This is a genomic window from Pseudomonas sp. DVZ6 (genome assembly GCF_024259445.1).
GTDB lineage: Bacteria > Pseudomonadota > Gammaproteobacteria > Pseudomonadales > Pseudomonadaceae > Aquipseudomonas > Aquipseudomonas peradeniyensis.
Genome location: NZ_JANCLM010000053.1, coordinates 13,903 through 36,648, shown reverse-complemented (window position 1 = coordinate 36,648; position 22,746 = coordinate 13,903). Strand labels below are relative to the sequence as shown.

At 61.9% G+C, this 22,746-nt stretch carries 20 protein-coding genes; 18 read left to right on the top strand and 2 right to left on the bottom strand.

Annotated elements, in window-relative coordinates; translation table 11 throughout:
* Positions 1-290: 290 nt before the first annotated feature.
* The 4 genes from NMG10_RS23850 to NMG10_RS23835 all read left to right on the top strand — a co-directional run bounded on the left by NMG10_RS23850 (position 291) and on the right by NMG10_RS23835 (position 3,273).
* Positions 291-1,733 carry a PLP-dependent aminotransferase family protein gene (locus NMG10_RS23850; protein ID WP_203651806.1) on the top strand — a complete coding sequence of 481 codons (1,443 nt, stop codon included), beginning with the start codon at positions 291-293 and terminating at the stop codon, positions 1,731-1,733.
* Positions 1,734-1,795: 62 nt separating this feature from the next.
* Complete coding sequence (locus NMG10_RS23845) at positions 1,796-2,272, top strand: hypothetical protein (RefSeq protein ID WP_203651808.1); 477 nt, start codon at positions 1,796-1,798, stop codon at positions 2,270-2,272.
* 107 nt (positions 2,273-2,379) lie between these two features.
* Positions 2,380-2,634, top strand: coding sequence for a YkgJ family cysteine cluster protein (locus NMG10_RS23840; RefSeq protein ID WP_203651810.1), 255 nt, complete (start codon positions 2,380-2,382; stop codon positions 2,632-2,634).
* Positions 2,635-2,667: 33 nt separating this feature from the next.
* Entirely contained in the window at positions 2,668-3,273 is a 606-nt protein-coding gene (locus NMG10_RS23835; protein WP_254465238.1) for an START domain-containing protein, read from the top strand.
* A gap of 220 nt (positions 3,274-3,493) precedes the next feature.
* Here the strand turns inward: NMG10_RS23835 and gltA are convergent, their stop codons facing one another.
* On the bottom strand, positions 3,494-4,783 hold the full coding sequence (gene gltA, locus NMG10_RS23830; protein ID WP_203651814.1) for a citrate synthase: 1,290 nt from the start codon (positions 4,781-4,783) through the stop codon (positions 3,494-3,496).
* Between the two features lie 352 nt (positions 4,784-5,135).
* On the opposite strand from gltA, the gene sdhC reads away from it, so the two are divergent.
* From sdhC to NMG10_RS23775, 11 genes are all read left to right on the top strand, one after another.
* Entirely contained in the window at positions 5,136-5,522 is a 387-nt protein-coding gene (gene sdhC, locus NMG10_RS23825) for a succinate dehydrogenase, cytochrome b556 subunit (protein WP_011534755.1), read from the top strand.
* Positions 5,516-5,884, top strand: a complete 369-nt coding sequence (gene sdhD, locus NMG10_RS23820) for a succinate dehydrogenase, hydrophobic membrane anchor protein (protein WP_023628896.1) — start codon at positions 5,516-5,518, stop codon at positions 5,882-5,884. The genes sdhC and sdhD overlap by 7 nt, the downstream gene beginning before the upstream one ends.
* Before the next feature lie 3 nt (positions 5,885-5,887).
* Positions 5,888-7,660, top strand: coding sequence for a succinate dehydrogenase flavoprotein subunit (gene sdhA, locus NMG10_RS23815; protein ID WP_023628895.1), 1,773 nt, complete (start codon positions 5,888-5,890; stop codon positions 7,658-7,660).
* Positions 7,661-7,671: 11 nt separating this feature from the next.
* Positions 7,672-8,376 carry a succinate dehydrogenase iron-sulfur subunit gene (locus tag NMG10_RS23810; RefSeq protein ID WP_012315348.1) on the top strand — a complete coding sequence of 235 codons (705 nt, stop codon included), beginning with the start codon at positions 7,672-7,674 and terminating at the stop codon, positions 8,374-8,376.
* A 245-nt stretch (positions 8,377-8,621) separates the two neighbouring features.
* Positions 8,622-11,453, top strand: a complete 2,832-nt coding sequence (locus NMG10_RS23805) for a 2-oxoglutarate dehydrogenase E1 component (RefSeq protein ID WP_186734737.1) — start codon at positions 8,622-8,624, stop codon at positions 11,451-11,453.
* Between the two features lie 41 nt (positions 11,454-11,494).
* Positions 11,495-12,718, top strand: coding sequence for a 2-oxoglutarate dehydrogenase complex dihydrolipoyllysine-residue succinyltransferase (gene odhB, locus NMG10_RS23800; protein ID WP_110739477.1), 1,224 nt, complete (start codon positions 11,495-11,497; stop codon positions 12,716-12,718).
* Between the two features lie 92 nt (positions 12,719-12,810).
* Positions 12,811-14,247, top strand: coding sequence for a dihydrolipoyl dehydrogenase (gene lpdA / locus NMG10_RS23795; RefSeq protein WP_028690460.1), 1,437 nt, complete (start codon positions 12,811-12,813; stop codon positions 14,245-14,247).
* A gap of 172 nt (positions 14,248-14,419) precedes the next feature.
* Complete coding sequence (gene sucC / locus NMG10_RS23790; protein ID WP_023629628.1) at positions 14,420-15,586, top strand: ADP-forming succinate--CoA ligase subunit beta; 1,167 nt, start codon at positions 14,420-14,422, stop codon at positions 15,584-15,586.
* Entirely contained in the window at positions 15,586-16,470 is an 885-nt protein-coding gene (gene sucD / locus NMG10_RS23785) for a succinate--CoA ligase subunit alpha (RefSeq protein WP_004376004.1), read from the top strand. Before sucC ends, sucD begins: the two co-directional genes overlap by 1 nt.
* Before the next feature lie 457 nt (positions 16,471-16,927).
* A complete protein-coding gene (gene brnQ / locus NMG10_RS23780; protein ID WP_110739479.1) occupies positions 16,928-18,241 on the top strand; it encodes a branched-chain amino acid transport system II carrier protein in 1,314 nt (437 codons plus the stop codon).
* A gap of 280 nt (positions 18,242-18,521) precedes the next feature.
* Entirely contained in the window at positions 18,522-19,271 is a 750-nt protein-coding gene (locus NMG10_RS23775; protein ID WP_203651816.1) for a DUF599 domain-containing protein, read from the top strand.
* Positions 19,272-19,338: 67 nt separating this feature from the next.
* Here NMG10_RS23775 and NMG10_RS23770 read toward each other — a convergent pair whose 3' ends face one another.
* Complete coding sequence (locus NMG10_RS23770) at positions 19,339-19,614, bottom strand: hypothetical protein (RefSeq protein WP_050706517.1); 276 nt, start codon at positions 19,612-19,614, stop codon at positions 19,339-19,341.
* 136 nt (positions 19,615-19,750) lie between these two features.
* Between NMG10_RS23770 and NMG10_RS23765 the strand changes: the two genes are divergently transcribed.
* From NMG10_RS23765 to htpG, 3 genes are all read left to right on the top strand, one after another.
* On the top strand, positions 19,751-20,227 hold the full coding sequence (locus NMG10_RS23765) for a PaaI family thioesterase (RefSeq protein ID WP_254465237.1): 477 nt from the start codon (positions 19,751-19,753) through the stop codon (positions 20,225-20,227).
* Positions 20,224-20,682 carry a PaaI family thioesterase gene (locus NMG10_RS23760; protein WP_050706515.1) on the top strand — a complete coding sequence of 153 codons (459 nt, stop codon included), beginning with the start codon at positions 20,224-20,226 and terminating at the stop codon, positions 20,680-20,682. The genes NMG10_RS23765 and NMG10_RS23760 overlap by 4 nt, the downstream gene beginning before the upstream one ends.
* 94 nt (positions 20,683-20,776) lie before the next feature.
* Positions 20,777-22,684 (top strand): molecular chaperone HtpG, encoded by a 1,908-nt coding sequence (gene htpG / locus NMG10_RS23755; protein ID WP_234560546.1) that lies wholly within the window; start codon positions 20,777-20,779, stop codon positions 22,682-22,684.
* Positions 22,685-22,746: the final 62 nt, after the last annotated feature.

Genomic DNA, 22,746 nt, shown 5'->3' with positions numbered 1-22,746 from the left:
GGTACGGGCGGCGCCTGGACTGGCGCAGCTGTCGCTAGCTGGGTGTGGCGCTAGACTCTCGATCGGCAACGGCAACGGCAACGGCAACGGCAACGGCAACGGCGGGCAGTGTCACCACTCTGTGCGTTCGTCGGCGCGCCGACTCAAACATCGATCGTTTCTCTGTCACGCAACTGTATTGTTGACTATCCTGCGATCTGTCCCAGTACACTTCGCAACTGTTACGGTATTCTGCCTCGGCAGTGAGTCGCACAAGAACAACGATCCCGTCCGCGCTTCGAGAACACGCCATGACCAACCTGCTGCTGTACCAGCGTATCGCCCAGCAACTGGCCGATGACATCCGCCGGGGTGTCTACCAGCCGGGCGAACGGGTGCCGTCGGTACGCAAGATGAGCGCCCAGCTCAATGTCAGCCACGCCACCGTGCTGCAGGCTTATGCCAATCTCGAGGACCAGGGCCTGATCCGTGCCCGGCCGCAGTCGGGCTACTATGTCCACCAGACTCCGGCGCTGACGGCGCAGACCCCGGATATCGCCCGGGTCGAGCGCCCCGGGCTGGTCACCCGGGCGAGCATTATCCAGCAGGTACTGGTCGAGGCGCGCCGCGATGGCGTCTTTCCCTTCGGCGCGGCGGTGCCCCATGTCGACTACTTGCCCGTGCGCGCCCTGCACCAGCAGTTGGCCAAGGTGACGCGCTTCCATAGTCCGCGTGCCTTCAGCTACATGTTCAGCCCCGGCTTCGAGCCGCTGCGCCGGCAGATCGCCATCCGCATGCGCGATGCTGGTGTACTGGTCGATCCCCGTGAAGTGGTGGTGACTCATGGTTGCGTCGATGCCCTGCAGATGTCGCTGCGGGTCCTGACCCGGCCGGGCGACCTGATCGCCGCCGAATCGCCTACCTACTATGGGCTGCTGCAACTGGCGGACCTGCTCGGGCTCAAGGTCATCGAAATCCCCAGCGATCCCTCCACCGGCATCAGCCTGGAGGCCCTGCAACTGGCCGCCAACCAGTGGTCGATCAAGGCCCTGGTGCTGACGGCGCGGTTGAGCAACCCGCTGGGTGGCACCATTCCCGAAGAGCGGCAGAAACAGTTGTTGCGCCTGGCCTCGGATTTCGACATCCAGATTGTCGAGGATGATATCTACGGCGAGCTGATGTTCGAGCAAGGGCGCACCAAGTCGCTCAAGGCGTTCGATCGGCTGGACCGGGTGATCTACTGCTCGAGCTTCTCCAAGACCTTGTCGCCGGGAGTGCGGGTCGGCTGGATGATCGCCGGGCGCTATCAGGACGAGATCCAGCGACTGCAGACCTTCACTACCCACTCGGCGTGCAGCGTCACGCAGATGGCGGTGGCCGCCTACCTGGAGAATGGTGGCTACGATCGGCATTTGCGCTTCATCCGACAGGAATACCGCAAGAACCTCAGCGCTTACCAACTGGCGGTGCAGCAGCACTTCCCGGAAGGCACGCAGATGACCCGGCCCACCGGTGGCTTCATTCTCTGGGTCAGTCTGCCGGGGCGGGTCAATACCCAGGAACTGCATGTGCGGGCGTTGGAGCAGGGCATCAGCATTGCCCCCGGGCTGATCTTCAGCAATACCGAGCAGTTCAACCACTGTATCCGGCTCAATTGCGGTATTCCCTGGAATCGGGAGGCTGAGCGTGCAGTGATGACGCTGGGGTTGCTGGCCCAGCAATTGTGCCGGGAATCGAACGGCATGCTGTTGTAGGCTTGTCAGACGAGCCGGGAACAGGGAGCATACGCGCTTTACTGCTTGCGTTCCTGGTACCCATGAATCTGTTTCGTCCTCTCGTCATCGCCCTGTGTTTCGCCTTGCCCTGGCTGTCGGTCGGTGCGGTGCAGGCTGCCGAACCGGCGGCCAAGGCGCAGGGTGTGCACAAACCGGCGAACAAGGCGTCCAGCAAGGCCCCGGCCAAACCGCAGGCCAAGCCGGTAACCAAGGCGAAGCCCAAGCCCAAGCCGAAGGCCAGGGCTGTCAGCAAGGCCGTCGCCAAACCGCTGCCCCAGCCGAAGATCGACCTGAGCCTGCCCAGGGACATGGTCAAGCATCTCGAGCCGGACCTCGGCGACGGGCCGGTGGTGCGCAAGCCGCTGTTGCCCTCGATGTTCCCCACCAAGCCCGAATCCGACAGCAGTCCGTTCCAGCTCAACGGCCGGCTGATCAGCAACGAAATGCAGTTGCAGCTGCGCAACGACAGTCGGCGGGACGTGGAGGGCGCAGCCATCGAATTCGAATTCCGCAACTGACTGCCGGGTCATGGGTGATTTCATCCGTCCGGCAATTTCAAACATATGTTTGAGCGGTTAGTATCCAGGGACGTTCGTCCCGTTTTGCTCCTGGGAGACCTGTTGTCATGAAATGCCGCGAGGGCTGCGGTGCCTGCTGCATCGCCCCGTCCATCAGTTCGCCGATCCCTGGCATGCCGCAGGGCAAGCCGGCCGGCGAACGCTGCCTGCACCTGAATGTCGAAAACCTCTGTGCGCTGTTCGGCAGGCCCGAGCGGCCGCAGGTGTGTGGTGGCTTCAAGGCGGAAGCGGACATCTGTGGCAACGATCGTGACGAGGCCATCCGTATCATCGGGTGGCTGGAGCAGATGACGGCGGCGTGACAGGTTGGATCTTCGACAACAAGGAACAAGATGATGAGATCGATCAAAGGTATTGCACTGCTGTGTGGCATGGGCGTCCTGCTGGCACCGACGGCCTGGGCCGAGAACTGGCAGGTGGCCAAGGACGAGGAGGGGATCAAGGTTTCCCTCAGCGAGGTGGCCGGCTCGAAGTACAAGGCCTATCGCGGCGTGACCGTGATCAAGGCGCCGCTGGCCAAGGTCAAGGCGCTGCAGGAAGACGTGGTGGGGGCCTGTGCCTGGATCCACGAGTGCAAGTCGCAGAAGCTGCTCAAAAGCGAAGGTGACCAGAGCTGGACCTACACCCAGTTCAACACGCCCTGGCCGGTGACGCCGCGGGATTCGATCCTGCATGTGACCACGGTCCAGGAGGCTGATGGCAGCCTGACCCGCAAGCTTAAGGAAGAGCCGACGTATCTGCCGGAGGAAAAGGGCTTCGTGCGTGTCGCCCAGGTGGAAGGCTTCTGGAAGCTGGTGCCCAAGGGTGACAGCACCGAGGTGACCTACCAGGTGCACACCGAGCCGGGTGGCAGCGTGCCGTCGTGGCTGGCCAACAAGTTCGTGGTCGATGCACCGTTCAATACCCTGAAGGGATTGAAGGAGCGCGCCGAGAAGAACTAAAGGCTGGCGTGTTCCCTGTGTAGGAGCGGCCTTGTGCCGCGAAAGGGCTGCGCAGCAGCCCCGGCGATTCTGAGTCTGGCACGAGATCCTGGGGCTGCTGTGCAGCCCTTTCCGGCCGGTCCGACGCCTCGGCAAGGCCGCTCCTACACAGGGGAAGGGTATATAGGCCGGAACAAAAAAGGCTGCCCGAGGGCAGCCTTTTTGCGTTCAACCGAGAGGCTTACTTGCGGTCCTTCAGCTCAACGATGTCACGCTGCTCGTAACCGGTGTACAGCTGGCGCGGACGGCCGATCTTGTACGGGCTGGAGAGCATTTCCTTCCAGTGCGAGATCCAGCCCACGGTGCGTGCCAGGGCGAAGATCACGGTGAACATGCTGGTCGGAATGCCGATGGCCTTGAGGATGATGCCCGAGTAGAAGTCGACGTTCGGGTACAGCGAGCGCTCGACGAAGTACGGATCGGTCAGGGCGATCTCTTCCAGGCGCATGGCCAGTTCCAGCTGCGGATCGTTCTTGATGCCGAGTTCGCTGAGGACTTCGTCGCAGGTCTGCTTCATCACGGTGGCGCGCGGGTCGCGGTTCTTGTACACGCGGTGACCGAAGCCCATGAGCTTGAACGGGTCGTTCTTGTCCTTGGCCTTGGCGATGAACTTGTCGATGTTCGAGACATCGCCGATTTCATCGAGCATGGTCAGTACCGCTTCGTTCGCGCCGCCGTGGGCCGGGCCCCACAGTGCGGCGATGCCGGCGGCGATACAGGCGAACGGGTTGGCGCCCGAGGAGCCCGCCAGGCGCACGGTGGAGGTGGAGGCGTTCTGCTCGTGGTCGGCGTGGAGGATGAAGATCCGGTCCATTGCCTTGGCCAGCACCGGGCTGATCGGTTTGATCTCGCACGGGGTGTTGAACATCATGTGCAGGAAGTTCTCCGCGTACGACAGGTCGTTGCGCGGGTACATCATGGGCTGGCCCATGGAGTACTTGTAGACCATCGCGGCCAGGGTCGGCATCTTGGCGACCAGGCGCACCGCGGAGATTTCGCGGTGCTGCGGGTTATTGATGTCCAGCGAGTCGTGATAGAACGCCGACAGGGCGCCGACCACGCCGCACATCACCGCCATCGGGTGGGCGTCGCGGCGGAAGCCGTTGAAGAACGACTTCAACTGTTCGTGAACCATGGTGTGGTTCTTCACGGTGCTGACGAACTGGGCCTTCTGCTCGGCATTCGGCAGTTCGCCGTTGAGCAGCAGGTAGCAGGTCTCGAGGTAGTCCGACTGTTCGGCGAGCTGTTCGATCGGGTAGCCGCGGTGCAGCAGGATGCCCTTGTCGCCGTCAATATAGGTGATCTTCGACTCGCACGAGGCGGTCGCCATGAAGCCGGGGTCGAAGGTGAAGTGGCCGGATGCCCCCAACCCGCGGACGTCGATAACATCGGGACCAACGGTGCCGGTTAAAATGGGCAGCTCGACGGGGGCAGCGCCCTCGATGATCAACTGCGCTTTTTTGTCAGCCATGTGGCCTCCTATTAATGCTTGAAATCATCAGACAGACCCCCCACGCAGGGCCCGCACCACTATAGAGGGATAAATTCGAATGTCAATTTGCCTAAAGGCTGGTTGAAACGCCCCTTGAAGCCTGGTTTTTCACGAAATTCTCGCCCGTTTACGCCTTTTGTTCACTAAAGGCAATGCGCTATTTGGGCGAGCCCCTCACGTTGTCATAAGCAGCCTAACTGTCTATACTCGGCAGCCGACTCCCAGGGGCTTTCAAGCCCGCCCTGCTGGGTGTCGTCGCTCTCCTGGGTGGTGGGTACCTGACCAGTACACTTACCAACAACTTTGCCCTGTTAGCTAGGGGCTCTTCAGTGTGAAAAAAGCCGTGAAAAGCCAACGACCTGTAAACCTAGACCTAAGGACCATCAAACTCCCGATCACCGCGTACACGTCCATTCTTCACCGTATCTCCGGCGTCATCCTGTTCCTCGGCCTTGCCATCATGCTTTACGCACTGGGCAAGTCGCTGGGTAGCGAGGAAGGCTTTGCCGAGGTGAAGGCGTGTCTGACCAGTCCGCTGGCCAAACTGGTGACCTGGGGCCTGCTGTCCGGCCTGCTGTATCACCTCGTGGCAGGTGTGCGCCACCTGATCATGGACATGGGCATCGGTGAGACGCTGGAAGGCGGCAAGCTGGGCTCGAAAATCGTGATCGTCATCTCCGTGGTGCTGATCGTTCTGGCAGGAGTTTGGGTATGGTAACTAACGTCACGAACCTGTCGCGTTCGGGCCTCTACGACTGGATGGCGCAGCGCGTCTCGGCGGTCGTTCTCGCGGCTTACTTCATCTTCCTGATCGGCTACCTCGCCGCCCACCCGGGCATCGACTACGCCCAGTGGCACGCTCTGTTCACCAACAACGCGATGCGCATCTTCAGTCTGCTGGCCCTCGTTGCCCTGGGCGCCCACGCCTGGGTCGGCATGTGGACCATTGCCACCGACTACCTGACGCCGATGGCGTTCGGCAAGTCGGCGACTGCGATTCGTTTCCTGTTCCAGGCGGTATGCGGCGTAGCGATGTTCGCTTACTTCGTCTGGGGTGTGCAGATTCTCTGGGGTATCTGATTCATGGCTAACATTCCTACGATTTCCTTCGACGCCATCATTATCGGTGGCGGCGGCGCTGGCATGCGCGCAGCGCTGCAGCTGGCTCAAGGCGGCCACAAGACTGCCGTAGTCACCAAGGTGTTCCCGACTCGTTCGCACACCGTTTCCGCCCAGGGCGGCATCACCTGCGCCATCGCTTCGGCCGACCCGAATGACGACTGGCGCTGGCACATGTACGACACCGTCAAGGGTTCCGACTACATCGGTGACCAGGACGCGATCGAGTACATGTGTCAGGAAGGCCCGGCCGCGGTCTTCGAGCTGGACCACATGGGTCTGCCGTTCTCGCGTACCGAGACCGGTCGCATCTATCAGCGTCCGTTCGGTGGCCAGTCCAAGGACTTCGGTAAAGGTGGCCAGGCCGCCCGTACCTGCGCCGCTTCCGACCGTACCGGTCACGCGCTGCTGCACACCCTGTACCAGGGCAACCTGAAGGCAGGCACCACCTTCCTCAACGAGTACTACGCCGTCGACCTGGTGAAGAACCAGGACGGCGCCTTCGTCGGTGTGATCGCGATCTGCATCGAAACCGGCGAAACCATGTACATCAAGTCCAAGGCCACCGTGCTGGCGACTGGCGGTGCGGGCCGTATCTACGCCTCCACCACCAACGCCCTGATCAATACCGGCGACGGTATCGGCATGGCGCTGCGTGCCGGTGTACCGGTGCAGGACATCGAGATGTGGCAGTTCCACCCGACCGGCATCGCCGGCGCCGGTGTACTGGTAACCGAAGGTTGCCGTGGTGAAGGTGGCTACCTGATCAACGCCCACGGCGAGCGCTTCATGGAGCGTTATGCGCCGAACGCGAAAGACCTGGCTGGCCGCGACGTGGTTGCCCGTTCCATGGTCAAAGAGATCATCGCCGGCAACGGCGTGGGCCCGAACAAGGACCACGTGCTGCTGAAGCTGGATCACCTGGGCGAGGAAGTGCTGCACAGCCGCCTGCCAGGTATCTGCGAGCTGTCCAAGACCTTCGCCCACGTCGACCCTGTGGTCGCGCCGGTCCCGGTCGTTCCGACCTGCCACTACATGATGGGCGGCGTTGCCACCAACATTCATGGCCAGGCCATCACCATGGACGCCGAAGGCAAGGACCACATCATTCCGGGCCTGTTCGCGGTCGGTGAGGTGGCGTGCGTATCGGTCCATGGTGCCAACCGCCTGGGCGGCAACTCGCTGCTCGACCTGGTGGTGTTCGGCCGTGCCGCCGGCCTGCACCTGGAAAAGGCGCTGACCGAAGGCGTCGAGTACCGCGATGCCAGCGACACCGACGTCGATGTTGCCCTGAACCGCCTGAACAAGCTCAATGAGCGTACCAGCGGTGAAGACGTGGCAAGCCTGAAGCGCGAACTGCAAAGCTGCATGCAGAACTACTTCGGTGTATTCCGTACCGGCGAATACATGCAGAAGGGTATCGAGCAGCTGGCTGGCCTGCGTGACCGCATCGCCAACGTCAAGATCAACGACAAGTCCCAGGCCTTCAACACCGCGCGTATCGAAGCGCTGGAGCTGCAGAACCTGCTGGAAGTCGCCGAAGCGACCGCCATTGCCGCTGAAGCCCGTAAAGAGTCCCGCGGCGCGCACGCCCGTGAAGACTTCGAAGACCGTGACGACGAGAACTGGCTGTGCCACACCCTGTACTACCCGGGTGAGAAGCGCGTTGCCAAGCGTGGCGTCAACTTTGCGCCGAAGACAGTTCCTGCCTTCGAACCAAAAGTCCGGACTTACTAAGGGTGGCTGCTATGTTGAAAGTCGAAGTTTATCGTTACAACCCCGACACCGACTCGGCGCCCAAGATGGAGTCGTTCGACGTCGATACCGGCGGCAAGGACCTGATGGTTCTGGACGTGCTGGCGCTGATCAAGGAAAAGGACGAGGGCTTCTCGTACCGTCGCTCCTGCCGTGAAGGCGTGTGCGGTTCCGATGGCATGAACATGAACGGCAAGAACGGCCTGGCCTGCATCACCCCGCTGTCGGGTGTGGTCAAGGGCAACAAGCTGGTCCTGCGTCCGCTGCCTGGCCTGCCGGTCATTCGTGACCTGGTGGTCGATATGAGCATCTTCTACAAGCAGTACGAGAAGGTGAAGCCTTTCCTGCAGAACGACACGCCGGCCCCGGCCATCGAGCGTCTGCAGTCGCCGGAAGATCGCGACAAGCTGGACGGTCTGTACGAGTGCATCCTGTGCGCCTGCTGCTCGACCTCCTGCCCGTCGTTCTGGTGGAACCCGGACAAGTTCCTGGGCCCCGCCGCACTGCTGCAGGCCTATCGCTTCCTGGCCGACAGCCGTGACACCAAGACTCAGGAGCGCCTGGCGTCCCTGGATGACCCGTTCAGCGTATTCCGCTGCCGCGGGATCATGAACTGCGTGAACGTTTGCCCGAAAGGTCTGAATCCGACCAAGGCAATCGGCCACGTACGTAACATGCTGCTGCAAAGCGGCACCTGATTCAAAGCGTTGTACCTGCAGTAAGCCGAGGTGCGGGTGGTGAGCCCGCACTGAGGTAAAACCCGAGCAAGGGCCCAAAAAGCCCGCGCTCATTACCTATGAAGATATGAGACCAGCAGGGGCTTCCGGGCTGGTACCCGGAAAATCAGCAGGATCCAGGTGGCGTGGTTCAGTCGCTGTGTTCGGACTTTTCCAGGTTTGCTGTGGCTCTCGCCGATCAGTCCCCTAACCGAGGGTGACCAAGCATGCAAGAAAGCGTGATGCAGCGCATGTGGGATAGCGCCCACCTTTCAGGTGGTAACGCTGCATATGTGGAAGAGCTTTATGAGCTCTACCTGCACGACCCTAACGCTGTGCCAGAAGAGTGGCGCACTTACTTCCAGAAGTTGCCCGCCGACGGCAGCACCGCTACCGATGTATCGCACTCGACGATCCGCGACCATTTCGTACTGCTGGCAAAGAACCAGCGCCGCGCCCAACCGGTATCCGCCGGGAGCGTGAGCAGTGAACACGAGAAGAAGCAGGTTGAAGTGCTGCGACTGATCCAGGCCTATCGTATGCGCGGCCATCAGGCTGCCAAGCTCGACCCGTTGGGGTTGTGGCAGCGTCCTGCGCCCGTAGACCTGTCGATCAATCACTACGGCTTGACCAATGCCGATCTTGATACGACCTTCCGTGCCGGCGACCTGTTCATCGGCAAAGAGGAAGCGAGCCTACGCGAAATCTTCGAAGCGCTGCAGAAGACATATTGTCGCACCATTGGCGCCGAGTTCACCCACATCGTCGATTCCGAGCAGCGCAGCTGGTTCCAGCAGCGCCTGGAAAGCGTACGTGGCCGTCCGGAATTCTCCGCCGACGTGCAGGCTCACCTGCTCGAGCGCGTCACGGCCGGTGAGGGCCTGGAGAAGTACCTGGGCACCAAGTACCCGGGCACCAAGCGCTTCGGCCTCGAGGGTGGCGAAAGCCTGATCCCGATGCTGGACGAAATGATCCAGCGCTCCGGTTCCTACGGCACCAAGGAAGTCGTGATCGGCATGGCCCACCGTGGCCGCCTCAACGTGCTCGTCAACACCTTCGGCAAGAACCCGCGCGAGCTGTTCGACGAGTTCGAAGGCAAGAAGATGAACGAGCTGGGCTCCGGTGACGTGAAGTATCACCAGGGCTTCTCCTCCAACGTGATGACTCCCGGTGGCGAAGTCCACCTGGCCATGGCGTTCAACCCCTCCCACCTGGAAATCGTCTCGCCAGTGGTGGAAGGTTCGGTTCGCGCCCGCCAGGATCGCCGCAACGACACCGTTGGCGACAAGGTCCTGCCGATCTCCATCCACGGTGACGCAGCATTCGCCGGCCAGGGTGTGGTCATGGAAACCTTCCAGATGTCGCAGACCCGCGGTTTCAAGACCGGCGGCACCGTGCACATCGTGATCAACAACCAGGTCGGTTTCACCATCAGCAACCCGCTGGACGCGCGCTCCACCGAGTACGCCACCGACGTTGCCAAGATGATCCAGGCGCCGATCCTGCACGTGAACGGCGATGATCCGGAAGCGGTGATGTTCGTCACCCAGCTGGCCATCGACTACCGCATGCAGTTCAAGCGTGACGTGGTCATCGACCTGGTCTGCTACCGTCGTCGCGGCCACAACGAGGCCGACGAGCCGAACGGCACCCAGCCTTTGATGTACCAGCAGATCAGCAAGCAGCGCACCACCCGTGAGCTGTACGCCGAGCAACTGATCAGCGCCGGTCGCATCGACGCCGAGCGCGCCCAGGCCAAGATCGACGAGTACCGCAACGCCCTGGACAACGGCCTGCACGTGGTCAAGAGCCTGGTCAAGGAGCCGAACCGCGAACTGTTCGTCGACTGGCGTCCGTACCTGGGTCACGCCTGGACCGCGCGTCACGACACCCGCTTCGACCTCAAGACCCTGCAGGAGCTGTCGGCCAAGCTGCTCGAGCTGCCTGAAGGTTTCGTCGTCCAGCGCCAGGTCGCGAAGATCTACGAAGACCGTCAGAAGATGCAGGCCGGTGGCTTGCCGATCAACTGGGGTTATGCAGAGACCATGGCCTACGCCACCCTGCAGTTCGAAGGTCACCCGATCCGCATGACCGGCCAGGACATCGGCCGTGGCACCTTCTCGCACCGTCACGCGGTGCTGCACAACCAGAAGGACGCCAGCACTTACGTGCCGCTGAAGAACCTGTTCCCGGGCCAGCCGCGTTTCGACCTGTACGACTCCTTCCTCTCGGAAGAAGCGGTACTGGCCTTCGAATACGGCTACTCGACCACCACGCCGAACGCGCTGGTGATCTGGGAAGCCCAGTTCGGCGACTTCGCCAACGGTGCGCAAGTGGTGATCGACCAGTTCATCACCAGTGGCGAGCACAAGTGGGGCCGCCTGTGCGGTCTGACCATGCTGCTGCCGCACGGCTATGAAGGCCAGGGTCCGGAGCACTCCTCCGCGCGTCTGGAGCGCTACCTGCAGCTGTGCGCCGAGCACAACATCCAGGTTTGCGTGCCGACCACCCCGGCACAGATCTACCACCTGCTGCGTCGCCAGGTCATCCGTCCGCTGCGCAAACCGCTGGTCGTGCTGACGCCGAAGTCGCTGCTGCGCCACAAGCTGGCCATCTCGACCCTGGAAGACCTGGCCGATGGCTCGTTCCAGACCGTGATCCCGGAAATCGACACCCTGGATCCGGCCAAGGTCGAGCGCCTGGTCCTGTGCGGTGGCAAGGTCTACTACGATCTGCTGGAAAAACGCCGTGCCGAAGGCCGCGAAGATATCGCCATCGTGCGTATCGAGCAGCTGTATCCGTTCCCTGAGGACGACCTGGTCGAAATCCTCGCGCCTTACACCAACCTCAAGCACGCAGTGTGGTGTCAGGAAGAGCCGATGAACCAGGGCGCCTGGTACAGCAGCCAGCACCACATGCGCCGTATCCTGGGTCGCCACAACAAGGCGCTGGTCCTGGAATACGCCGGTCGCGACGCTTCCGCCGCGCCAGCCTGTGGTTACGCATCGAAGCACGCCGAACAGCAGGAAAAACTGCTGCAAGACGCCTTCACTGTCTAACGCCTCGCGCACCTGAAACCGAATTTAAGGAAACACAGATAATGGCTATCGAGATCAAAGCCCCAACCTTCCCGGAATCGGTTGCCGATGGCACCGTTGCCACCTGGCACAAGCAGCCGGGCGACGCCGTCAAGCGTGACGAGCTGATCGTCGACATCGAGACCGACAAGGTCGTCCTGGAAGTCCTGGCCACCGCCGACGGCGTGCTGGGCGCCATCGTCAAGGGCGAGGGCGACACCGTCCTGTCCGACGAAGTCCTGGGCTCGATCGTTGAAGGTGGCGCCGCCGCCGCAGCTCCGGCTGCCGCGCCTGCCGCTGCTGCTCCGGCCGCCGCTGCCGCCGATGCTGGCGAAGACGACCCGGTCGCCGCTCCAGCCGCGCGCAAGCTGGCTGAAGAGAACGGCATCGACCTGGCTACCGTTGCCGGCACCGGCAAGGGCGGTCGCATCACCAAGGAAGACGTCGTCGCTGCCGTCGCCAACAAGAAGTCGGCCCCTGCCGCTGCACCGGCTGCCAAGCCGGCCGCCGCTGCCGCTGCCCCGGTCGTCGTCGCCGCTGGCGACCGCACCGAGAAGCGCGTGCCGATGACCCGCCTGCGCGCCAAGATCGCCGAGCGTCTGGTCGAAGCACAGTCGAACATGGCCATGCTGACCACCTTCAACGAAGTCGACATGACCGAAGTCATGGCCCTGCGTTCGAAGTACAAGGACCTGTTCGAGAAGACCCACAACGGCGTGCGCCTGGGCTTCATGTCGTTCTTCGTCAAGGCGGCCACCGAGGCGCTGAAGCGCTTCCCGGCGGTCAACGCCTCGATCGACGGCAACGACATCGTCTACCACGGCTTTGCTGACGTCGGCGTCGCCGTCTCCAGCGACCGTGGCCTGGTGGTACCGGTGCTGCGCAACGCCGAATCGATGAGCCTGGCCGAAATCGAGAACGGCATCGCCACCTTCGGCAAGAAAGCCCGTGACGGCAAGCTGTCGATCGAAGAGATGACTGGCGGTACCTTCACCATCACCAACGGTGGTACCTTCGGCTCGATGATGTCGACCCCGATCGTCAACCCGCCGCAGGCCGCGATCCTGGGTATGCACAACATCATCCAGCGCCCGATGGCCATCAATGGCCAAGTGGTGATCCGCCCGATGATGTACCTGGCGCTGTCCTATGACCACCGCCTGATCGACGGCAAGGAAGCGGTAACCTTCCTGGTGACCATCAAGAACCTGCTGGAAGATCCGTCTCGCCTGCTGCTGGACATCTAATCAACTAGCCGCGCGCCGCCGGCCCCGCTCTTCGCAAGAGGCGGGGCCGTGCGGTAGGCGGCCTGTAGCTTGTAGCTGATAAGGAATCTTTTATGACCCAGAAATTCGACGTAGTGGTGATTGGTGCAGGTCCTGGCGGCTATGTTGCCGCCATCAAGGCTGCCCAACTCGGTCTGAAGACTGCCTGTATCGAGAAATACACCGACGCCGAGGGCAAGCTGGCCCTGGGCGGCACCTGCCTGAACGTGGGTTGCATTCCGTCCAAGGCGCTGCTGGACAGCTCCTGGAAGTACAAGGAAGCCAAAGAGAGCTTCAACGTGCACGGTATCTCCACTGGTGAAGTGAAGATGGACGTTGCCGCGATGGTTGGCCGCAAGGCCGGCATCGTCAAGAACCTGACCGGTGGCGTCGCCACCCTGTTCAAGGCCAACGGCGTCACTTCGATCCAGGGCCACGGCAAGCTGCTGGCCGGCAAGAAAGTCGAAGTCACCAAGGCTGACGGCACCACCGAAGTCATCGAAGCCGAGAACGTGATCCTGGCCTCCGGTTCGCGTCCGATCGACATTCCGCCGGCCCCGGTCGACCAGAACGTCATCGTCGACTCCACCGGCGCCCTGGAATTCCAGAGCGTACCGAAGCGCCTGGGCGTCATCGGTGCCGGCGTGATCGGCCTGGAACTGGGCTCGGTATGGGCTCGCCTGGGTGCCGAAGTCACCGTCCTGGAAGCCCTGGACACCTTCCTGATGGCTGCCGACACCGCCGTGTCGAAAGAAGCCCAGAAGACCCTGACCAAGCAAGGCCTGGACATCAAGCTGGGCGCTCGCGTCACCGGCTCGAAAGTCAACGGCAACGAAGTCGAAGTCACCTACACCAACGCCGAAGGCGAGCAGAAGATCACCTTCGACAAGCTGATCGTCGCGGTCGGCCGTCGTCCGGTGACCACCGACCTGCTGGCCGCCGACAGCGGCGTGACCATCGACGAGCGTGGCTACATCTTCGTCGATGACCACTGCGCCACCAGCGTTCCGGGCGTCTACGCCATCGGTGACGTGGTGCGCGGCATGATGCTGGCGCACAAGGCCTCGGAAGAGGGCATCATGGTCGTCGAGCGCATCAAGGGCCACAAGGCCCAGATGAACTACGACCTGATCCCGTCGGTCATCTACACCCACCCGGAAATCGCGTGGGTCGGCAAGACCGAACAAGCCTTGAAGGCCGAGGGTGTTGAGGTTAACGTAGGCACCTTCCCGTTCGCGGCCAGCGGCCGTGCGATGGCAGCCAACGATACCGGTGGTTTCGTCAAGGTCATCGCCGACGCCAAGACCGACCGCGTCCTGGGTGTTCACGTGATTGGCCCGTCGGCTGCCGAACTGGTACAGCAGGGCGCGATCGCAATGGAATTCGGCACCAGTGCCGAGGATCTGGGCATGATGGTCTTCAGCCATCCGACCCTGTCCGAAGCGTTGCATGAAGCAGCGCTGGCGGTGAATGGCGGTGCCATTCACGTCGCCAACCGTAAGAAGCGTTAATTATAAGAAACCACGGCGGTCTGCCCGTCGTGGGTCTTGCGTGCAAGACTCACCGCGGAACGTCCGCCGGACCGGATCACATGGGAAAACCCGGGGTCAACGGTCACAGGTGGTGCGGCGCCAGTAATGGCGCAGCGCCGAAGCGCAGTACCTAACGAAGACGGTAAAAAGCATGAATCTTCACGAGTATCAGGGTAAGCAGCTGTTCGCTGAATACGGCCTGCCAGTTTCCAAGGGTTTCGCAGTCGACACCCCTGAAGCTGCAGCAGAAGCCTGCGACAAGATCGGCGGTTCCGAGTGGGTTGTAAAAGCCCAGGTTCACGCGGGTGGTCGCGGTAAAGCGGGCGGCGTCAAGCTGGTTCGCAGCAAGGAAGACGCCAAGGCGTTCGCTGCCCAGTGGCTTGGCAAGAACCTGGTTACCTACCAGACCGACGCCAATGGTCAGCCAGTTTCCAAGATCCTGGTCGAATCCTGCACTGACATCGCCAAAGAGCTGTACCTGGGCGCTGTAGTCGATCGTTCGAGCCGCCGCATCGTGTTCATGGCTTCCACCGAAGGTGGCGTGGACATCGAGAAAGTCGCTCACGACACTCCTGAGAAGATCCTCAAGGCCACCATCGATCCGCTGGTCGGCGCTCAGCCGTTCCAGGGTCGCGAGCTGGCGTTCCAGCTGGGCCTGGAAGGCAAGCAAGTTCAGCAGTTCGCCAAGATCTTCGTAGGCCTGGCCAAGCTGTTCAAGGATCACGATCTGGCCCTGCTGGAAGTGAACCCGCTGGTGATCAAGGCCGACGGCGATCTGCACTGCCTCGATGCCAAGATCAACATCGACGCCAACGCCATGTACCGTCAGCCGAAGCTGAAGACCTTCCACGACCCGTCGCAGGACGACGCCCGTGAAGCCCACGCCGCCAAGTTCGAACTGAACTACGTTGCCCTTGAAGGCAACATCGGCTGCATGGTCAACGGTGCCGGCCTGGCCATGGGTACCATGGACATCGTCAACCTGCACGGCGGCAAGCCAGCCAACTTCCTCGACGTAGGCGGCGGCGCTACCAAAGAGCGCGTTACCGAAGCGTTCAAGATCATCCTGTCCGACAGCAATGTCGCGGCCGTCCTGGTCAACATCTTCGGCGGCATCGTTCGCTGCGACATGATTGCCGAAGGCATCATCGGCGCTGTGAAAGAAGTCGGCGTCAAGGTTCCGGTTGTCGTTCGCCTCGAAGGCAACAACGCCGAACTGGGCGCTAAAGTACTGGCAGAAAGCGGTTTGAACATCATTGCGGCAACCAGCCTGACCGACGCTGCTCAACAAGTTGTCAAAGCTGCGGAGGGCAAGTAATGAGCGTCCTGATCAATAAAGACACCAAAGTCATCTGCCAGGGCTTCACCGGCTCGCAGGGTACTTTCCACTCCGAACAAGCCATCGCCTACGGCACCAAGATGGTCGGCGGCGTCACCCCGGGCAAGGGTGGCACCACCCACCTGGGCCTGCCGGTGTTCAACACTGTGAAAGAAGCTGTAGAAGCCACCGGCGCTGACGCGTCGGTCATCTACGTACCGGCTCCTTTCTGCAAGGACTCGATCCTGGAAGCCGCCTTCGGTGGCATCAAGCTGATCGTCTGCATCACCGAGGGTATTCCTACCCTCGACATGCTGGACGCCAAGGTCAAGTGCGACGAGCTGGGCGTGACCCTGATCGGCCCGAACTGCCCAGGCGTGATCACTCCGGGCGAGTGCAAGATCGGCATCATGCCGGGTCACATCCACCTGCCAGGCAAGGTCGGTATCGTTTCGCGTTCCGGCACCCTGACCTACGAAGCTGTGAAGCAGACCACCGACGCCGGCTTCGGCCAGTCGACCTGCGTCGGCATCGGCGGTGACCCGATCCCGGGCTCCAACTTCATCGACATCCTGAAGCTGTTCCAGGAAGATCCAAAGACCGAAGCGATCGTCATGATCGGTGAGATCGGCGGTTCCGCTGAAGAAGAAGCCGCGGCCTACATCAAGGCCAACGTGACCAAGCCTGTCGTTTCCTACATCGCCGGTGTTACCGCACCTGCGGGCAAGCGCATGGGCCACGCTGGCGCCATCATCTCCGGTGGCAAGGGTACTGCGGACGAGAAGTTCGCCGCCCTGCAGGACGCCGGTGTTAAAACCGTGCGTTCCCTGGCTGACATCGGCAAGGCCCTGGCCGAGCTGACTGGCTGGGAAGTCAAGAAGTAAGTAACACGCAGTACCCCCCACGCGCACAAAGGCCACCTTCGGGTGGCCTTTGTCGTTGTTGCGGCTGTGCCGGCCTCTTCGCGGGTAAACCCGCTCCCACAGGGCATCACACAATCCCTGTGGGAGCGGGTTTACCCGCGAAGAGGCCGGCACAGGTGATGGGGAAAATTCGATCACCTCAATCAGGATTTTCAACCAGACATCTACCCAAATGAGCAATAAATTGTCGCCTAACACGTTCAACCAGACGACAAACACATACGCACATCGGACAAGCAGCACTGTGCCAGTGCGTTTGTCAGGCAAAACAGGTAGGCTACGCGTTCACTCTGTGCCCGTACCCCAAAAGGGAACGACACGCTAAACGGGTCTGGCTCACCAAGCCGGGCAGCATTTCCCTTCATCCTATGGGAAATCCCCTCCGACTCCCGATTTCAGCAGTGTGGTATTTCCTTAAATGAAAGTGTTAAAAGGCCAGGATATCCTGGCACTTGGCTTTATGACGTTCGCGCTGTTCGTCGGCGCCGGCAACATCATCTTCCCGCCCATCGTCGGCCTGCAATCCGGCCCGAACGTATGGATGGCCGCACTCGGCTTCCTGGTCACCGCCGTAGGCCTGCCGGTCATCACCGTCATCGCCCTGGCCAAGGTCGGTGGCGGCATGGACGCCCTGAGCAGCCCGATCGGCAAGTTCTTCGGTGGCCTGCTGGCGGCCGTGTGCTACCTCTCCGTCGGCCCGCTGTTCGCCACTCCGCGTACCGCGACCGTGTCGTTCGAAGTGGGCGTTGCACCGCTGACCGGCGAGAGCCCGACGGCGCTGCTTATCTACAGCATCGTGTACTTCGCCGTGGTGCTGGCCGTGTCCATGTACCCGGGCAAGCTGCTCGACACCGTGGGCCGTTTCCTCGCGCCGTTGAAGATCATCGCCCTGGCGGTGCTGGGTATCGCGGCCTTCGCCCTGCCGGCCGGCACCATTGGCGAGGCCCAGCCTGCCTACGCCGCCGCTGCGTTCTCCAAAGGGTTCTCCGATGGCTACCTGACCATGGACACCCTGGGCGCCCTGGTCTTCGGTATCGTCATCGTCAACGCCATCCGCTCACGTGGCGTCGAGTCGCCGAAGCTGATCACCCGCTATGCCATCATCGCCGGCCTGATTGCCGGTGTCGGCCTGGTGCTGGTGTATGTCAGCCTGTTCCGCCTCGGCGCGGGCAGCCATGACATCGCCGCCGACGCCACCAACGGCGCGATGGTCCTGCATGCCTACGTGCAGCACACCTTCGGTTCCCTGGGCAGCGGCTTCCTCGCCGTGCTGATCGCCCTGGCCTGCCTGGTGACTGCCGTTGGCCTGACCTGCGCCTGCGCCGAGTATTTCAGCCAGATCCTGCCGTTGTCGTACCGCACTCTGGTGGTGATCCTGGCCGGCTTCTCGCTGGTGATCTCCAACCTGGGCCTGACCAAGCTGATCATGTTCTCGATTCCCGTGCTGACGGCGATCTACCCGCCGTGCATCGTGGTCGTGGGCCTGAGCTTCGTGAAGGACCTGTGGAATTCGCCAACCCGCATCCTGGCCCCGGTCATGCTGGTGTCGCTGGTGTTCGGCGTTGTCGATGCGATCAAGGGCAGCAGCTTTGCCCACGTACTGCCTGACGCCTTGGCCCATCTGCCGTTCAGCAACGAAGGCATGGCCTGGCTGGTGCCTTCGGTGGTCACCCTGGCCGCCGCCGTGGTCTTCGACCGCATGTTGGGCAAGCCGCGCGAGGCGCTGGCCTGATGGATTGAAACCTGAAGGGCAGGGCGCTGGCCACAAGCCGAAGGGCGCCTGACCAAGGTGGATATCGAAACCCCGCTTCCTGTGAAGGAGCGGGGTTTTTTATTGCCTGTGCCGGCCCTTTCGCGGGTAAACCCGCTCCCACAGGCACCGTGTGATCCCTGTGGGAGCGGGTTTACCCGCGAAGAGGCCAGTGCAGGAAAAGCCAAAAATGGCGCACATGTGTCTTATGGCGAATCCGGACGTCGAAAACCGGTCTGTTTCTCTTTCACGGGATTCCTGCATGAGCTTCATCCAAAACAACCTGGGCAACCTCCTGGCCGCCTGCTGGTTCGCCATCTGCTGGGGCGGCTACACCCGCTACGCCATCTGGAAAGGCCGCGACACGGCGTGCCTGGCCAGCGTGCTGCACCTGTACCGCGAAGACTGGATGCGCCGCATGCTGCTGCGCGACAACCGCATCGCCGATGCCAGCGTGATCGGCAACCTGGAGCGCAACGCGTCGTTCTTCGCCTCCAGTACCCTGATCATCCTCGCCGGTATCCTCACCGTGCTCGGTGCATCGGATCGCGCGCTGTCGCTGCTGGCCGACCTGCCATTGGTACAGCAGGCCTCGCAAGGGATGTCCGAAATCAAGCTGCTGTGCCTGGCAACGGTATTCGTCTACGCCTTCTTTACCTTCAGCTGGTGCATGCGCCAATACAACTTCGCCGCGGTGCTGGTGGGCTCGGCCCCGATGATCGGCGAGCGTCTGGTCAACGAACTCGAACGCAAGGCTTTCGCGTCGAGGGCGGCGCGGGTGCTGTCGCTGGCCGCCAACCAGTTCAACCTGGGGTTGCGTTCGTATTACTTCGGCATGGCCATGTTGAGCTGGTTCATCAGCCCCTGGTTGTTCATGGTCATGAGCGTCGGCGTTGTATTCATCCTGTATCGCCGCGAGTTCCATTCCCATGTGCTGGAAGTGATGGTGTTCACACCGACCGAAAGTGTGTCGGTAGAGCCAGGCAAGGACACTTCCGGTATTGCCGGCTGAAGCCTTTCAGCGTTAAACGCAGGTACAAAAAAACCCGACATTGTCGGGTTTTTTTGTACCTGCGCGATTACTGCTTGGCAGGTTCGGCAGGTGCAGTGGTCGGCGCTGGGGTAGTCGGCGCGGCTTCCTCGGCGGCCTTCTGCTGCGCTTCGGCCTGATCTTTGGCGGCTTCGGCGTTTTCCTTGGCGGCTTCGTTCATCTTATCCTGAGCTTCGCCCATCTTCTCTTGGGCTTGCTCGGCGTGTTGCTGTGCGTCCTGGGCTTTGTCTTCGCTCGCTTTATCGCAAGCAGCCAGGCCCATGGCAGCGGCCAGCATCAGAGCAAAAGCAAAAGGTTTACGCATGGGGTGTTTCTCCTGGGTGGAATAACTTTACTTGTACCTTCGAGTTCGCCAGGTACGAATAAGTTCCACAAAGGTTACAGATATATAACTGCCCGACCTATATAGACTTTTTATCCATTTTATGCAGCGAGGGACAATGAACGAGACGCCGTTGATGGCGATGGCCGAGCGTTTTCTCTCGGCGCTGAAACATTGCCAGGTATTGCAGATGCGCGTGCACCACGCCGATGCCGATGGCATGACGCTGGTGCTGCCCTGGCAGCCGGCGATTGTCGGCAATCCGCAGAACGGCGCGGTGCATGGCGGCGTGCTGACCACGCTGATGGACACCACCTGCGGCATGGCCACGCTCTGCGCGCTGCCGCGTTTCGAAGTGTGCCCGACCCTGGACCTGCGCATCGACTACATGCACCCGGCCGAGGCGGGCAAGGATATCTACGGTTACGCCCAGTGCTACCGGGTAACCCGGGATGTCATCTTTACCCGTGGCACCGCCTACCAGGATGACCCTGCGCAACCGATCTGCCAGGTGGTCGGCACCTTCATGCGCCTGGGGCAGGACGTCAAGGGTGGTATCCGCTTCGGCAACAGCCTCAAGGAGGGCCGCGCGTGATTCCTGCCGACATCCGTCAACAGCTGAACCAGGCCCATGCCCGCGGCGACTACCAGCCCCTGCTGGCGTTGATCCCGTATGCCGGGCTGATCGGCATCGAATGCGAGCGCCAGGGCGACGACCTGCTGTTCCGCCTGCCGGCCAACCCCGACAACATCGGCAACCCGTTGCTGCCGGCGATCCATGGTGGCGTCATCGCCGGGTTCATGGAGCTGTCCGCGGCGCTCTACCTGCTGATCTACAGCGAGAGCGCGAGCATCCCGAAGATCATCGATTTCTCCATCGACTACCTGCGCGCCGGGCATTTTCGCGACACCTATGCCCAGTGCCAGCTGTGGCGCCAGGGGCGGCGGGTGACCAACGTGGCGATCACCGCCTGGCAGGGCGATCGCGACACGCCGATCGCCACGGCGCGCGCGCATTTCAAGATCGAACCGGAAAAGCCCTTGAAATAGTCGGGGCTGCCCCCATCTGTTGGACATCCGCCATCAAAAGCAGGCCAGACGGCCGCCAGGCGCCAACAACCAACAGATTGGAGTTTTGAAGACCATGAGTGTGGAGACTCAAAAACAAACCCTGGGCTTCCAGACCGAGGTAAAGCAGCTGCTGCACCTCATGATCCATTCCCTGTATTCGAACAAGGAGATCTTCCTGCGCGAGCTGGTCTCCAACGCCTCCGACGCCGTCGACAAGCTGCGTTTCGAGGCCCTGGCCAAGCCTGAGCTGCTCGAAGGCGGCGCCGAGCTGAAGATCCGCGTGAGCTTCGACAAGGCCGCCAATACCGTGACCCTCGAGGACAACGGTATCGGCATGAGCCGCGAAGACGTCATCGCCCACCTGGGCACCATCGCCAAGTCCGGCACTGCCGACTTCATGAAGAACCTCACCGGTGACCAGAAGAAGGACTCGCACCTGATCGGTCAGTTCGGCGTGGGCTTCTACTCCGCGTTCATCGTCGCCGACAAGGTCGATGTGTTCAGCCGTCGCGCCGGGCTGCCGGCCGCCGAAGGCGTGCACTGGTCGTCCAAGGGCGAGGGCGACTTCGAAGTTGCCACGGTCGACAAGCCAGAGCGCGGCACCCGCATTGTCCTGCACCTGAAGAAGGGCGAGGACGAGTTCGCCGATGGCTGGCGCCTGCGCAACATCATCAAGAAATACTCCGATCACATCGCCTTGCCAATCGAGCTGCCGAAAGAGCAGGCAGCGGCCGCCGAAGGTGAAGAACAGCCGGCGCAGGAGTGGGAAACCGTCAACCGCGCCAGCGCCCTGTGGACCCGCCCGCGTACCGAGATCAAGGACGAGGAATACCAGGAGTTCTACAAGCACATCGGCCATGACTTCGAAAACCCGCTGGCCTGGACCCACAACAAGGTCGAAGGCAAGCTCGAATACAACTCGCTGCTGTACGTGCCGGCCCGCGCGCCGTTCGACCTGTACCAGCGCGAAGCGCCACGCGGCCTGAAGCTGTACGTGCAGCGCGTGTTCATCATGGACCAGGCCGAGTCGTTCCTGCCGCTGTACCTGCGCTTCATCAAGGGCGTGGTCGACTCCAACGACCTGTCGCTGAACGTTTCCCGCGAGATCCTGCAGAAGGATCCGATCATCGATTCGATGAAGACCGCGCTGACCAAGCGCGTCCTGGACATGCTGGAGAAGCTGGCGAAGAACGAGCCCGAGCAGTACAAGGGCTTCTGGAAGAACTTCGGCCAGGTGCTGAAGGAAGGCCCGGCCGAGGACTTCGCCAACAAGGAGAAGATCGCCAGCCTGCTGCGCTTTGCCTCCACCCATGACGACAGCGGCGAGCAGAGCGTTGCCCTGGCCGACTACCTGGCCCGCGCCAAGGAAGGCCAGGACAAGATCTACTTCCTCACCGGCGAATCCTATGCCCAGGTCAAGAACAGCCCGCACCTGGAAGTCTTCCGCAAGAAAGGCATCGAAGTGCTGCTGCTGACCGATCGCATCGACGAATGGCTGATGAGCTACCTCAGCGAGTTCGATGGCAAGGCCTTCGTCGACGTCGCCCGTGGCGACCTGGACCTGGGCAAGCTGGACTCCGAAGAGGACAAGAAGGCCCAGGAAGAAGTCGCCAAGGACAAGGAAGGCCTGGTCGAGCGCCTCAAGGGCGCGCTGGGTGACAGCGTGGCGGAGGTGCGTGTCTCGCACCGCCTGACCGACTCGCCGGCAATCCTGGCCATCGGCGAACAGGACCTGGGCCTGCAGATGCGCCAGATCCTCGAAGCCAGCGGGCAGAAGGTGCCGGAGTCCAAGCCGATCTTCGAGTTCAACCCGACCCACCCGCTGATCGAGAAGCTCGATGGCGAGCAGAGCGAAGATCGCTTCGCCGAGCTTTCGCACATCCTGTTCGACCAGGCGGCCCTGGCGGCCGGCGACAGCCTGAAGGATCCGGCGGCCTATGTGCGTCGCCTCAACAAGCTGCTGGTCGAGCTGTCCGCTTGATCTGACGCAGACAAAGCCCGCTTCGGCGGGCTTTTTCATTTCTGGCGGGGGCAAGCCCGCTC